Origin of the sequence: Streptomyces oceani (assembly GCF_001751245.1) — a bacterium.
Lineage (GTDB): Bacteria > Actinomycetota > Actinomycetes > Streptomycetales > Streptomycetaceae > Streptomyces > Streptomyces oceani.
The window spans coordinates 1-505 of the sequence record NZ_LJGU01000056.1 but is presented as its reverse complement, the minus strand read 5'-3'; the positions used below and the strand labels follow the sequence as shown (position 1 = coordinate 505).

Annotated in this window: 1 pseudogene; it reads left to right on the top strand. The window is 66.1% G+C overall.

What is annotated here, in order from left to right:
• Positions 1 to 505, top strand: a pseudogene (locus tag AN216_RS28875) (SDR family NAD(P)-dependent oxidoreductase); the annotation flags it as partial.

Here is a 505-nt window from a genome sequence, read left to right as displayed (position 1 = left end):
TGTGGTCGCGGGGTGTGGAGGTGGATTGGTCCAAGGCTCTCCCGCGGTCTGGGGGTGAGCCCGAGGTGTTGGTGGATCTGCCGACGTATGCCTTCCAACGCCAGCGCTACTGGCTGGAGGCGCCTTCGGGTGGGCGGCTTTCGGGGGTGGTTGATCCGGTGGATGCGGAGTTTTGGGAGACCGTTGAGCGTGAGGATGTGGAGGGTTTGGCGGACACGCTGGGTATAGCGGATGCTTCGGCGCTTGCTGAGGTGGTTCCGGCGTTGTCGTCGTGGCGGCGGGAGCGGCAGCAGCGGAATGTGGTGGAGGGTTGGCGTTATCGGGTGGTGTGGCGGCAGGCGGAAGCGGTGAGTGGTGCGGGTGGTGTGTTGTCGGGTCGGTGGTTGTTGGTGGTGCCGGCTTCGGGTGAGTGTGGGCAGTGGGTGGAGCGGGTTCGTGCGTGGGTGGAGGCTGCTGGTGCTGAGGTGGTTGTGGTGTCGTTGGCGGCGGATGAGGTGGAGCAGGC